The sequence below is a fragment of the Streptomyces daqingensis genome (genome assembly GCF_014645895.1).
GTDB lineage: Bacteria > Actinomycetota > Actinomycetes > Streptomycetales > Streptomycetaceae > Streptomyces > Streptomyces daqingensis.
In genome coordinates, this window is sequence record NZ_BMMP01000010.1 from 151,289 (window position 1) to 164,479 (window position 13,191).

Sequence of the window (13,191 nt, forward strand, 5' to 3'; positions counted from 1 at the left end):
GAAGTGCCCGCCCCGGGCGGCTACTTCGCCGCCCGCTTCGCCTTCGTACCCGCAGCCTTCGTACCCGCTGCCGCCTTCTTCGTCTTCGCCTTGCCCGCGGCGCGGCCGCCGGCCCGCGGCCCGCGCGCCGGCGGCGCGGCGTCGCTCACCCGCTCGCCCAGCACGTCCCGCAGGAACTTCCCCGTGTGGCTCGCGGGGACGGCCGCGACCTGCTCGGGCGTTCCCTCCGCGACGATCAGCCCGCCGCCGTTGCCGCCCTCGGGCCCCATGTCGACGACCCAGTCAGCGGTCTTGATGACGTCCAGGTTGTGCTCGATGACGATCACCGTGTTGCCCTTGTCGACCAGGCCCTCCAGCACCGCGATGAGCTTGCGGATGTCCTCGAAGTGCAGGCCGGTCGTGGGCTCGTCGAGCACGTACACCGTGCGGCCCGTGGAGCGCTTCTGCAGCTCGCTCGCCAGCTTCACGCGCTGCGCCTCGCCGCCGGAGAGCGTCGGCGCGGGCTGGCCGAGCCGCACGTACCCCAGGCCGACGTCGTTGAGCGTCCGCAGGTGACGGGCGATGCCGGGCACCGCCTCGAAGAACTCCGTGGCCTGCTCGATGGGCATGTCGAGCACCTCGGAGATGTTCTTGCCCTTGTAGTGGACCTCCAGGGTCTCCCGGTTGTACCGGGCGCCGTGGCAGACCTCGCAGGGCACGAACACGTCCGGCAGGAAGTTCATCTCGATCTTGATGGTGCCGTCGCCGGAGCAGTTCTCGCACCGGCCGCCCTTGACGTTGAAGGAGAACCGGCCCGGCTGGTAGCCGCGTACCTTCGCCTCCGTCGTCTCGGCGAAGAGCCTGCGCACGTGGTCGAAGACCCCTGTGTACGTCGCCGGGTTGGAGCGCGGCGTGCGGCCGATCGGCGACTGGTCGACGTGCACGACCTTGTCCACCAGATCGTCCCCGTCCACCCGGACGTGCCGTCCCGGCACCGACTTGGCGTTGTTCAGCTCCCGCGCGAGGTGGGTGTAGAGGATGTCGTTGACGAGCGTCGACTTGCCGGATCCGGAGACCCCCGTCACGGCCGTCAGCACACCGAGGGGGAACGACGCGTCGATGTCCCTCAGGTTGTTCTCCCGCGCCCCGCGCACCGTCAGCTGACGCTCGGGGTCGGCGGGCCGCCGCACGTCCGGAAGGGGAATGCTCCTCTTGCCGGCCAGGTAGTCGCCGGTCACCGAAGCGGCGTTCCCCAGCAGCTCCTTGAGCGGGCCGCTGTGCACGACCTTGCCGCCGTGCTCGCCCGCGCCGGGGCCGATGTCGACGACCCAGTCGGACGCCTTGATCGTGTCCTCGTCGTGCTCGACGACGATCAGGGTGTTGCCCAGGTCCCGCAGCCGCACCAGCGTCTCGATCAGCCGGTGGTTGTCCCGCTGGTGCAGTCCGATGGACGGCTCGTCCAGTACGTACAGCACGCCGACCAGGCCCGAACCGATCTGTGTGGCAAGGCGGATGCGCTGCGCCTCGCCGCCGGAGAGCGTCCCGGCGGCGCGGTTGAGCGAGAGGTAGTCGAGGCCGACGTCGACCAGGAACCGCAGCCGCTCGTTGACCTCCTTCAGGACGCGCTCGGCGATGGTCTTGTCGCGGTCGCTCAGCGTCAGCTCGCGCAGGAACTCGGCGCACTCGCTGATCGACATCGCCGAGATCTCCGCGATGGACTTCCCCTGCATCGTCACCGCGAGCACGATCGGCTTCAGCCGCGTGCCCTCGCATGTGGGGCAGGGGACCTCGCGCATGTACCCCTCGAAGCGCTCCCGGCTGCTGTCTGTCTCCGCCTCCTGGTGGCGGCGCTTGACGAACGGCACGACGCCCTCGAAGGCCGTGGTGTAGGCCCGTTCACGTCCGTACCGGTTGCGGTAGCGCACCTCGATCTGCGTCCGGTGGCCGTACAGCAGTGCCTTCTTGGCGCGCTGCGGAAGCCCCGCCCACGGAATGTCCGTGCGGAAGCCGAGTGCGTCGGCGAGCGCGCCGATCAGACGTCCGAAGTAGTCGCGCGTGTGGCCGTGCGACCAGGGGTGGAGCGCGCCCTCGTCCAGCGACTTGTCCTCGTCGGGGACGATCAGCTCCGGGTCGACCTCCATGCGGGTGCCGATGCCGGTGCACTCGGGGCAGGCGCCGAACGGCGAGTTGAAGGAGAAGGTGCGCGGCTCCAGCTCCTCGAACGACAGGTCGTCGTACGGGCAGTACAGGTGCTCGGAGTACATCCGCTCGCGCTGCGGGTCGTCCTCGTCGAGGTCGACGAAGTCCAGGATGACCATGCCGCCCGAGAGGCCCAGCGCCGTCTCGACGGAGTCCGTGAGCCGGCGCTTCGCGCTCTCCTTGACGGTGAGGCGGTCCACGACCACCTCGACGGTGTGCTTCTCCTGCTTCTTCAGCTTCGGCGGTTCGGAGAGCTGGATCGTCCGGCCGTCGACGCGCGCCCTGCTGTAGCCCTTGCTCTGCAGCTCGTTGAAGAGGTCGACGAACTCGCCCTTGCGCTCGCGCACCAGCGGCGACAGCACCTGGAAGCGGCTGCCCGGCTCCAGGTCCAGCACCCTGTCCACGATTGCCTGCGGCGACTGGCGGGCGATGGGGCGGCCGCACTCGGGGCAGTGCGGCTTGCCGATGCGGGCGAACAGCAGGCGGAGGTAGTCATAGACCTCGGTGATGGTGCCCACCGTCGAACGCGGGTTGCGCGACGTCGACTTCTGGTCGATGGAGACCGCGGGGGAGAGCCCCTCGATGAAGTCGACGTCGGGCTTGTCCATCTGCCCGAGGAACTGCCGTGCGTACGCGGACAGCGACTCCACGTAGCGGCGCTGCCCCTCCGCGAAGATGGTGTCGAAGGCGAGCGACGACTTGCCCGACCCGGACAGGCCGGTGAAGACGATCAGCGAGTCGCGCGGAAGATCGATCGAGACGTTCCGGAGATTGTGCTCGCGAGCGCCACGGACGATGAGACGGTCTGAGGCCACGCCGGTTGGCACCTTTCGTGTGAGAAGCAGGGTGCCCCGCTGCGCAGGAGCCCCCCGGACAAGAGTAGAGGCGGCGCGGACCGAGTGTGTCCCGGACCGTGGCGCTGCCGCCCGTCGAGCTTATAGCACGTGCATTCGAATACGGCCCTCTCGTGCCGTCTTCCACCCGAAGGAGTGGCGGGGCTAGTTTTGGGATCATGACGCAGCCCGCTAACCCCTCTCCTCCCGCGCCCGGTCCCGCCGCCGACGCAGCCTCCGTGAGAGACGCCACGGACCGGCTCCTCGCCGCCGTCGCACAGCTGGACGACGCCACCGCCGTCAAGCCCTCACTGCTGCCGGGCTGGACCCGCGGACACGTGCTCGCGCACCTCGCCCGCAACGCCGACGCGCTGCTCAACGTCCTCGCGGCGCGCCCCATGTACGCCAGCGGCGACGTCCGGGACGCCGACATCGAGCGCGACGCGCACCGCTCCGCCGCCGACCACTACGAGGACCTGCGCGACACCGCGCTCCGCCTCGACGGCGCCTTCGCCGCGCAGAGCGAAGCGGCCTGGGAGCGCACCGTCGAAATGCGTAACGGTGTGACCGACCTCGCGAATTCCCTGCCCTTCCGCCGCTGGATCGAGATCGAGCTGCACCACGTCGACCTCGGCATCGGCTACGGCCTCGACGACCTGCCCGGCGCCTTCATCGAGCGGGAACTGGACAACATGGCGCGCCGCTTCCTCGGCCACCCGGGAGTCCCCCTCACCCTCGTGCTGCGCAGCGAATACGGCGGCACCTGGTACACCGGCGCACCCGAGGGCACCGGCTCCGGCTCGCTCGTCGTGGCGGGGAGCCCGACCGCGCTGGTCGGCTGGCTCACGGGACGCAGCACGGGAAGCGGCCTCGCGGCGCCGGAACCGCTGCCCGTCCTGCCCTCGCTGTAGCGGCCGGTCCCGGGGCGGGGCAGCGGTACGGCGGTACGGGGCTGCGGGCGCGGTCAGTCCCGCCCGCGGGCCGCGCGGGCCCGGGTGTGGCCGTCACCGCGCGCCTTGTGCCGTCACAGCGCTTTGCGCATCACGGCACACGGCCTGTGCAGCTCCCGGTCCTCTCTCCGCCCCGTCACGAGGTAGCCCGCCGCCGTCCAGAAGCGGAGCGCCGCCGGGTTGTTCTCCAGCACGGCCAGACGCACGCCCTCCCGGCCCTCACGCCGGAAGCCGGCCTCGATGTACGCCGCCAACTCCCGCCCGACGCCCGTCCGCTGGGCCTCCGCGTGCACCATCAGCAGCCCGATCCACGGGTCGGGGTCGGCCGGGTCCGGGTGGTGGGCGAGCGTGGCGGCGACCGCGGTGAGCCGTCCGCCGGATCGCGCGAGCAGCACCCGGGCGTGCGGCTGCGCCAGTTCGTCCATCAGCGACCGGGCGACCTGCCCCGGGCGGATGTCGTCCGGGTCTGGGAAGTCGCCGCTGAGGCGGTGGAACTCGCGGTTGGACGCGTAGAGCCCGGTGATCTCACCGAGCAGCGCCCCGGGCAGTGCGCCGTCCGTCAGCACGAGCGGTTCGACGATCATGCGTCGCACTGTAGGGATGTACGGCCGGACAGGCACTCCACTCGACCGAGCGCGACGTCACCAAGCGGGACCCGGTACAGCGCGACGGGACGAAGCGCCGGTCACGCGGCCGCCGCAGGAACCGCCTTGCGCACTCTGGTGGACCCGGGCGCCCACTCGTCTAGGGTGGCGCCATGGCTTACACCGGAGAGGTGCAGGTCGGGGGACCTGCGGACGTGCACGAGCTGACCGACCTGATGATCTCCAAGGTCGCTGTCGGCCCCATGAACAACAACGCCTACCTGCTGCGCTGCAGGAAGACGGGGGAGCAGCTGCTGATCGACGCCGCCAACGAAGCGGAGACGCTGCTGGAGCTCATCGGCTCCGACGGCATCGCCTCGGTCGTCACGACCCACCGGCACGGCGACCACTGGCAGGCACTCGCTCCCGTCGTCGAGTCCACCGGCGCCCGCACGTACGCGGGCCGCTTCGACGCCGAGGGCATCCCCGTGAAGACGGACGTGCTCGTGGAGGACGGGGACACCGTCCGGGTCGGGCAGAACGAACTCACGGCGCGGCACCTCGTCGGCCACACCCCCGGCTCCATCGCCCTCGTCTACGACGACCCGCACGGACACCCCCATCTCTTCACGGGGGACTGCCTCTTCCCGGGCGGTGTCGGCAACACCCATGACGATCCCGAGGCGTTCGCGAGCCTGCTGCACGACGTGGAGACCAAGCTCTTCGGCCAACTGCCGGACGAGACCTGGGTCTACCCGGGCCACGGCGGCGACACCACCCTCGGTGCGGAGCGGCCGAAGATCGGCGAATGGCGCGAGCGCGGCTGGTGACGCGCGGCCGGTGAGGGGGCCGGTAGCCGACGGGGATGTCACCGCACGGACGTAGGGTGTGCGGCATGGCAGACCCCTCCAGCTACCGGCCCGAACCGGGTGAGGTCCCCGATTCCCCGGGGGTCTACCGGTTCCGCGACGAGCACGGCCGGGTGATCTACGTAGGGAAGGCCAAGAGCCTCCGCCAGCGGCTCGCGAGCTACTTCCAGGACCTGGCGAACCTCCATGTGCGCACGCGCACGATGGTCACCACCGCCGCCTCGGTCGAGTGGACGGTCGTCTCCACGGAGGTCGAGGCACTCCAGCTGGAGTACTCCTGGATCAAGGAGTTCGACCCGCGTTTCAACGTCAAGTACCGCGACGACAAGAGCTATCCGTCCCTCGCGGTCACGCTCAACGAGGAGTTCCCGCGCGTCCAGGTCATGCGCGGCCCCAAGAAGAAGGGCGTGCGCTACTTCGGTCCGTACGCCCACGCCTGGGCCATCCGCGAGACCGTCGACCTCATGCTGCGGGCCTTCCCCGTGCGCACCTGCTCGGCCGGCGTCTTCAAGCGCTCCGCGCAGATCGGCCGGCCCTGCCTGCTGGGCTACATCGACAAGTGCAGCGCCCCCTGCGTGGGGCGCGTCTCGGCGGAGGAGCACCGCCAACTCGCCGAGGAGTTCTGCGACTTCGTCGCCGGGCACACCGGCGCGTACCTGCGCCGCCTGGAGCGGGAGATGAAGCAGGCCGCCGAGGAGATGGAGTACGAGCGGGCGGCCCGCCTGCGGGACGACATGGACGCGCTGAAGCGGGCCATGGAGAAGAGCGCCGTCGTCCTCACCGACGCCACCGACGCCGACCTCATCGCTGTCGCGGAGGACGAGCTGGAGGCCGCGGTCCAGATCTTCCACGTGCGGGGCGGCCGGGTGCGCGGCCAGCGCGGCTGGGTCACGGACAGGGTCGAGGAGATCGGCACCCCCGAACTCGTCGAGCACGCCCTCCAGCAGCTCTACGGCGAGGAGCGCGGCGACGCGGTCCCCAAGGAGGTGCTGGTCCCCGCGCTGCCCGACCCGGCGGCCCCGGTGACGCAGTGGCTGAGCGAGCGCCGCGGTTCGGCCGTCAGCCTGCGCGTGCCCCAACGGGGCGACAAGCGCGCCCTGATGGAGACGGTGCGGCGCAACGCCCAGCAGGCGCTGGCCCTGCACAAGACCAAGCGCGCCTCCGACCTGACGACCCGTTCGCGCGCCCTGGAGGAGATCGCCGAGGCGCTCGGCCTGGACTCGGCGCCGCTGCGCGTGGAGTGCTTCGACATCTCCCACTTCCAGGGCGACGACGTGGTGGGGTCCATGGTCGTCTTCGAGGACGGCTTGGCCCGCAAAAGCGAGTACCGCCGCTTCCAGATCCGGTCCGTCGACGGCCAGGACGACGTGCGCTCCATGCACGAGGTCATCAGCCGCCGCTTCCGCCGCTACCTGCAGGAGAAGCGCCGTACGGGCGAGTGGGGCGGCGACGGGGGCCAGGCCGCCGAGGGCGAGGGCCCCGAGCCGGCGGAGGGCGCGGTCGAGGGCGGCGCGCCGCGTGACGAGGACGGCAGGCCGAAGAAGTTCGCCTACCCGCCCCAGCTCATCGTCGTCGACGGCGGAAAGCCCCAGGTCGCGGCGGCCCGCAGCGCGCTGGACGAGCTGGGCGTCGACGACGTCGCGGTCTGCGGCCTCGCCAAGCGCCTCGAAGAGGTCTGGGTCCCGGGTGAGGACGACCCCGTCGTGCTCCCCCGTACGAGCGAGGGCCTCTACCTCCTCCAGCGCGTGCGCGACGAGGCGCACCGCTTCGCGATCAGGTACCAGCGCAGCAAGCGCTCCAAGGCGCTGAAGGCGAGCCCGCTCGACGCCGTCCCGGGCCTGGGAGCGTCCCGCAAGCAGGCGCTGATAAAGCACTTCGGCTCCCTGAAGCGGTTGCGGGCCGCCACGGTCGAGGAGATCTGCGAGGTGCCGGGCGTGGGCCGGAAGACGGCGGAGACCGTCGCGGCGGCGCTCAGCACGAAGCCCTCCGCGGCGGCGGTGAACACCGCGACCGGTGAGATCGTTGAAGAAGAGTGAGCACCGTGACGACGGGGGGCGAGTGACATGAGCAGCGAACACCGGCAGCACGAGGACCTGGCGGCGGAACCGGCCCGGCCGGTGCAGCGGCCGGACGGGCACGGCGACACGGAGCAGGACGCGAGAACCGCCGACCCGCCCGTCGGCAAGGAACTCGCGGCCGAAACCGACGAGGCCGTCATCCCCGAACTGGTGATCATCTCCGGCATGTCCGGCGCGGGCCGCAGCACCGCCGCGAAGTGCCTGGAGGACCTGGGCTGGTTCGTCGTGGACAACCTGCCGCCGGCGCTGATCCCCACCATGGTGGACTTGGGCGCCCGCTCCCAGGGCAACGTGGCCCGCATCGCCGTGGTGGTCGACGTCCGAGGCCGCCGCTTCTTCGACAACCTCAAGGAGTCCCTGGCGGGCCTCGCGCAGCGGCAGGTCAAGCGGCGCATCGTCTACCTGGAGGCGAGCGACGACGCGCTCGTGCGCCGCTTCGAGTCGGTCCGCCGCCCCCACCCCCTCCAGGGCGACGGCCGCATCGTCGACGGCATCGCGGCCGAGCGGGACCTGCTGCGGGAGCTGCGCGGCGACGCGGACCTCGTCATCGACACCTCGGGCCTCAACGTCCACGAGCTGCGGGCGAAGCTCGACGCGCAGTTCGCCGGCGAGGAGGAGCCGGAGCTGCGGGCGACGGTGATGTCGTTCGGGTACAAGTACGGGCTCCCGGTTGACGCCGACCTCGTCGCCGACTGCCGGTTCCTGCCCAACCCCCACTGGGTGCCGGAGCTGCGCCCGTTCACCGGCACGACGGAGGAGGTCGCCAACTACGTCTTCAACCAGCCGGGAGCGAAGGAGTTCCTCGACAGGTACGCCGAGCTGCTCCAGCTGATCGCCGCGGGCTACCGCAGGGAGGGCAAGCGGTACGTCACGATCGCGGTCGGCTGCACGGGCGGCAAGCACCGCAGCGTGGCGGTCTCGGAGAAGCTGGCGCGGCGCCTGTCCGACGCCGGGGTGGAGACCGTCGTGGTGCACCGGGACATGGGACGTGAATGAGGACGTGAGAAGCGCGAATGGCTCGTAGGACCACCATCCGGCTCCGGCGCCCGCCCGGCACCCGGGCCGGGCGGCGCAACACCCAGCCGAAAGTGGTCGCGCTCGGCGGGGGAGCGGGCCTGTCGGCCTCGCTGACGGCGCTGCGCCGCATCACCGGGGACCTCACCGCCGTCGTCACGGTCGCCGACGACGGCGGTTCCAGCGGCCGGCTCCGCGACGAACTGGGCGTCCTTCCCCCCGGCGACCTGCGCAAGGCGCTCGCCGCGCTCTGCGGCGACGACGAGTGGGGCCGCACCTGGGCGGAGGTCGTCCAGCACCGCTTCGTCAGCCGCGGCGACCTGCACGGGCACGCGGTGGGCAACCTGCTGATCGTCGCACTGTGGGAGCAGCTGGGCGACCACGTCCAGGCGCTGGACCTCGTGGGGAAGCTGCTCGGCGCGCACGGGCGGGTGCTGCCCATGTCCGCCGTCCCCCTCCAGCTGCAGGCCCTGGTCAGGGGCCACGACCCGCGCCGCCCCGACGAGCTGTCGACGGTGCGTGGCCAGGCGACGGTCGCCCTCACCCCGGGCGAGGTCCAGCAGGTGCACCTGGTGCCGCACGATCCGCCGGCCGTCACCGAGGCCGTCAGGGCTGTGCTGGACGCGGACTGGGTCGTGCTCGGCCCGGGCTCGTGGTTCTCCTCGGTCATCCCGCATCTGCTGGTGCCCGATCTGCTGGACGCCCTCACGGCCACCAAGGCGCGCAGGGTGCTCTCGCTGAATCTCGCGCCGCAGCCCGGCGAAACTGAAGGCTTCTCCCCGCAGCGTCATTTGGAGGTTTTGGCCCGACACGCCCCTAAACTCGCCTTCGACGTGGTGCTGGCCGACAAGGACGCCGTCCCTGACCAGGAATCTCTGCGAAAAGCCGCCGAGCGGCTCGGTGCGACGGCTGAGTTGTCCGCCGTCGCGGCAGTCGGAGGGGCCGCCCAGGCCGAAAGCCCGGGGGGATCCACCGCCAGGCACGACCCGGAGCTGCTGGCCGCCGCGTATGACCGTATTTTTCGGATGCATGGAAGGATCGGCCCATGGCGATGACGGCTGCGGTGAAGGACGAGATCTCCCGGCTCCCCGTCACCCGGACCTGCTGCCGGAAGTCCGAGGTCTCGTCGATCCTGCGCTTCGCGGGCGGCCTGCACCTGGTGAGCGGGCGGATCGTGATCGAGGCGGAGCTGGACACGGGCATCGCCGCCCGCCGCCTCCGCAAGGACGTACTGGAGATCTTCGGCCACAGCTCGGACCTGGTGGTGATGGCGCCGGGTGGTCTGCGGCGCGGCAGCCGGTACGTCGTACGGGTCGTGGCGGGCGGGGACCAGCTCGCGCGCCAGACGGGCCTCGTCGACAGCCGCGGGCGGCCCATCCGCGGCCTCCCGCCGCAGGTGGTCTCGGGGGCGACCTGCGACGCGGAGGCCGCGTGGCGCGGCGCCTTCCTCGCTCACGGTTCGCTGACGGAGCCGGGCCGCTCGTCCTCCCTCGAGGTGACCTGCCCCGGCCCCGAGGCGGCCCTCGCGCTGGTGGGCGCGGCGCGGCGGCTGCAGATCGCCGCCAAGGCCCGCGAGGTCCGCGGCGTGGACCGGGTGGTCGTCCGGGACGGCGACGCCATCGGCGCCCTGCTGACGCGCCTCGGTGCCCACGAGTCCGTCCTGGCCTGGGAGGAGCGGCGCATGCGCCGCGAGGTGCGCGCCACCGCCAACCGCCTCGCCAACTTCGACGACGCCAACCTGCGCCGCTCGGCGCGCGCCGCCGTCGCCGCGGGAGCGCGGGTGCAGCGGGCCCTGGAGATCCTCGCCGACGACGTGCCGGAGCACCTGGCGGCGGCCGGGCGGCTGCGGATGGACCACAAGCAGGCGTCGCTGGAGGAGCTGGGCGCGCTCGCCGACCCGCCCCTGACGAAGGACGCCGTGGCCGGCCGTATCCGCAGGCTGCTGGCGATGGCCGACAAGCGGGCGCAGGATCTGGGCATTCCCGGCACGGAGACCAGCCTCACCGAGGAGATGGTCGGCTGACCGGCCCGGCTCCCTACCGCGCCTCGCAGGCCACGATGCCCCGGGTGGCCGATGTCACCGTAAAGAGTGTGGCGCGGTAGGGTCGGAAGCGGTCGGGGACATCCCATACAGCTTTTGCCGGTGTCCGTACCGGCGTACCAACGAGGAGATCGGTTCGTGACGATCCGCGTAGGCATCAACGGCTTCGGCCGCATCGGCCGCAACTACTTCCGCGCATTGCTGGAGCAGGGTGCGGACATCGAGATCGTCGGTGTCAACGACCTGACCGACAACGCGACTCTGGTGCACCTGCTGAAGTACGACAGCATCCTGGGCCGCCTCAAGCAGGAGGTCAGCCACACCGACGACACGATCACGGTGGGCAACCAGACCTTCAGGACGATGGAGGAGAAGGACCCGGCCCAGCTTCCCTGGGGAGAGCTCGGCGCCGACATCGTCGTCGAGTCCACCGGCATCTTCACCAAGCGTGACGACGCGGCGAAGCACCTGGCCGCGGGCGCGAAGAAGGTCCTCATCTCGGCTCCGGCCAAGGAGGAGGACATCACCGTCGTCATGGGCGTCAACGAGGACGCGTACGACGCCGGCAAGCACCACGTCATCTCCAACGCCTCCTGCACCACCAACTGCGTGGCGCCGATGGCGAAGGTCATCGACGAGAACTTCGGTCTCGTCAAGGGCATGATGACGACCGTCCACGCCTACACCAACGACCAGCGCATCCTGGACTTCCCGCACAAGGACCTGCGCCGCGCCCGCGCCGCCGCCGAGAACATCATCCCGACCTCGACAGGCGCCGCCAAGGCCACCGCCCTGGTCCTGCCCCAGCTGAAGGGCAAGCTCGACGGCATCGCCATGCGCGTCCCCGTCCCGACGGGCTCCGTCACCGACCTCGTCCTCGAGCTGGACCGCGAGGTGAGCAAGGACGAGATCAACGCCGCCTTCCAGAAGGCCGCCGAGGGGCAGCTCAAGGGCGTGCTGGAGTACACCGAGGACCCGATCGTCTCCTCGGACATCGTCAACTGGCCCGCGTCCTGCACCTTCGACTCGTCGCTGACGATGGTCCAGGGCAAGCAGGCGAAGATCGTCGGCTGGTACGACAACGAGTGGGGCTACTCCAACAGGCTGGTCGACCTGACCACCTTCGTCGGCGACAAGCTCTGACCGCTGCCACAACGGCGGAGCGTCCGGCGCATGGCATACCGCGGCAGGGCTCGCAGGACGCGACGACGCGTCCGGCGGGCCCTGTTCCGTGGGAGGCCGTGAACGCCGTCCGAGCGGTGTCATGAGGGTCCGAAGTCCAAGGAGTCCAGCAAGCATGAAGACGATCGACGAACTCGTCGGCGAGGGTGTGGCCGGGAAGCGGGTCTTCGTCCGCGCCGACCTCAACGTGCCGCTCGACGGCGGCACCATCACGGACGACGGCCGTATCCGCGCCGCCGTCCCCACCATCCGGAAGCTCTCCGAGGCGGGCGCCCGCGTCGTCGCCGCCTCGCACCTCGGCCGCCCGAAGGGCGCGCCCGACCCGCAGTTCTCGCTGGCGCCGGTCGCGAAGCGGCTCGGTGAACTCCTCGGCACGGACGTCGCGTTCGCCGCCGACACGGTCGGGGAGAGTGCGCGCGGCACCGTGGAGGCGGGCTCCGACGGCAGTGTCACGCTGCTGGAGAACCTGCGGTTCAACGCGGGCGAGACCAGCAAGGACGACGCGGAGCGCGGCGCCTTCGCCGACGAACTCGCCGCTCTGGCCGACCTGTACGTCGGCGACGGCTTCGGCGCGGTGCACCGCAAGCACGCGTCCGTCTACGACCTCCCCGCCCGTCTTCCGCACGCGGCGGGCGGCCTCATCGCCACCGAGGTCGGCGTGCTGAAGAAGCTCACCGAGGACGTCCGGCGCCCGTACGCGGTCGTGCTCGGCGGTGCGAAGGTCTCCGACAAGCTCGGCGTCATCGACCACCTGCTGGAGAAGGCCGACCGCATCCTCATCGGCGGCGGCATGGCCTACACCTTCCTCAAGGCGCAGGGCCACGAGGTGGGCAGCTCGCTGCTCCAGGAGGACCAGGTTCCCGTGGTCCAGGGCTATCTGGAGCGGGCGGAGAAGCTCGGCGTGGAGTTCGTGCTGCCCGTCGACGTGCTGGCCGCCGAGAGCTTCCCCGACCTGAAGACCAAGGCGCCGGCCGCACCGCGGACGGTCGCCGTGGACGCGATCCCGGCCGAGCTGATGGGCCTGGACGTCGGCCCCCGCACCCAGGAGCTGTACGCCGCGAAGCTCGCCGACGCCGCCACCGTCTTCTGGAACGGCCCCATGGGCGTCTTCGAGCACCCCGACTACGCCGAGGGCACCAGGGCCGTGGCCAAGGGCCTGCTCGACAGCGACGCCTTCACCGTCGTCGGCGGCGGCGACAGCGCCGCGGCGGTCCGGCTGCTCGGCTTCGACGAGAACGCGTTCGGCCACATCTCGACCGGCGGCGGTGCCAGCCTGGAGTACCTCGAAGGCAAGACCCTGCCGGGCCTCGCAGCGCTGGAGGACTCGTGACCGGCGACCGTGCGGCGGCCTCCGCGGCCGCGCGTGCGGCGGCCGGCCCGCTGACCGCCCCTGTTTCCGCAACTCCGCCCCGCGCGGGCGCCCTTGACATGAGCCGCGACCGCGGCGCAGCGAACACCGGAG

At 71.2% G+C, this 13,191-nt stretch carries 10 protein-coding genes; 8 read left to right on the top strand and 2 right to left on the bottom strand.

What is annotated here, in order from left to right:
• Positions 1-20: 20 nt before the first annotated feature.
• Positions 21-2,993, bottom strand: coding sequence for an excinuclease ABC subunit UvrA (gene uvrA, locus IEY56_RS16455; RefSeq protein ID WP_229711946.1), 2,973 nt, complete (start codon positions 2,991-2,993; stop codon positions 21-23).
• A gap of 197 nt (positions 2,994-3,190) precedes the next feature.
• Between uvrA and IEY56_RS16460 the strand changes: the two genes are divergently transcribed.
• Complete coding sequence (locus IEY56_RS16460) at positions 3,191-3,922, top strand: maleylpyruvate isomerase family mycothiol-dependent enzyme (protein WP_189037947.1); 732 nt, start codon at positions 3,191-3,193, stop codon at positions 3,920-3,922.
• 113 nt (positions 3,923-4,035) lie between these two features.
• Here IEY56_RS16460 and IEY56_RS16465 read toward each other — a convergent pair whose 3' ends face one another.
• Positions 4,036-4,545 (bottom strand): GNAT family N-acetyltransferase, encoded by a 510-nt coding sequence (locus IEY56_RS16465; RefSeq protein WP_189037948.1) that lies wholly within the window; start codon positions 4,543-4,545, stop codon positions 4,036-4,038.
• 173 nt (positions 4,546-4,718) lie between these two features.
• Here IEY56_RS16465 and IEY56_RS16470 point away from each other — a divergent pair, with 173 nt between their 5' ends.
• The 7 genes from IEY56_RS16470 (at position 4,719) to IEY56_RS16500 (ending at position 13,059) form a co-directional block, all read left to right on the top strand.
• Entirely contained in the window at positions 4,719-5,375 is a 657-nt protein-coding gene (locus IEY56_RS16470) for an MBL fold metallo-hydrolase (RefSeq protein WP_189037949.1), read from the top strand.
• 65 nt (positions 5,376-5,440) lie between these two features.
• On the top strand, positions 5,441-7,450 hold the full coding sequence (gene uvrC / locus IEY56_RS16475) for an excinuclease ABC subunit UvrC (RefSeq protein ID WP_189037950.1): 2,010 nt from the start codon (positions 5,441-5,443) through the stop codon (positions 7,448-7,450).
• A 27-nt stretch (positions 7,451-7,477) separates the two neighbouring features.
• Entirely contained in the window at positions 7,478-8,488 is a 1,011-nt protein-coding gene (rapZ, locus tag IEY56_RS16480) for an RNase adapter RapZ (RefSeq protein WP_229711947.1), read from the top strand.
• Positions 8,489-8,505: 17 nt separating this feature from the next.
• Positions 8,506-9,561 carry a gluconeogenesis factor YvcK family protein gene (locus IEY56_RS16485; protein ID WP_189037951.1) on the top strand — a complete coding sequence of 352 codons (1,056 nt, stop codon included), beginning with the start codon at positions 8,506-8,508 and terminating at the stop codon, positions 9,559-9,561.
• Positions 9,552-10,529, top strand: coding sequence for a DNA-binding protein WhiA (gene whiA / locus IEY56_RS16490; protein WP_045864271.1), 978 nt, complete (start codon positions 9,552-9,554; stop codon positions 10,527-10,529). The genes IEY56_RS16485 and whiA overlap by 10 nt, the downstream gene beginning before the upstream one ends.
• Before the next feature lie 156 nt (positions 10,530-10,685).
• A complete protein-coding gene (gene gap, locus IEY56_RS16495; RefSeq protein WP_189037952.1) occupies positions 10,686-11,690 on the top strand; it encodes a type I glyceraldehyde-3-phosphate dehydrogenase in 1,005 nt (334 codons plus the stop codon).
• 154 nt (positions 11,691-11,844) lie between these two features.
• Positions 11,845-13,059: a phosphoglycerate kinase gene (locus tag IEY56_RS16500; RefSeq protein WP_189037953.1), complete on the top strand. Its 1,215-nt coding sequence runs from the start codon at positions 11,845-11,847 to the stop codon at positions 13,057-13,059.
• Positions 13,060-13,191 lie beyond the last annotated feature (132 nt).